The following is a 233-nucleotide window of genomic DNA, read 5'->3' on the forward strand; positions in this document are numbered from 1 at the left end:
CCCGGAGCGCTTCCGTTGACGAACCGGCGCCGGACCAGGCCGCCGACGTCCTGCTGACCCTGGCGGCCGCCGTCGAGCGCGGGTCCGAGCACCCGACCGCCCGCGCGATCGTGGCCGGCGCCGAGGAGCGTGGCCTGACCGTGCCCGGCGTGGCGGACTTCGCCTCCGCGGCCGGCGGCGGCGTGTCCGGGCTGGTCGCCCTCCCCCACGACGACGGCGCACCCGGCACCGGC

Annotated in this window: 1 protein-coding gene; it reads left to right on the forward strand. The window is 80.3% G+C overall.

What is annotated here, in order from left to right; genetic code table 11:
* The coding region (locus KVS67_RS13385) for a hypothetical protein (protein ID WP_217565586.1) at positions 1-233 on the forward strand (233 nt) is incomplete at both ends.

Origin of the sequence: Micrococcus sp. GbtcB5, from assembly GCF_019091605.1 — a bacterium.
GTDB lineage: Bacteria > Actinomycetota > Actinomycetes > Actinomycetales > Micrococcaceae > Micrococcus > Micrococcus luteus.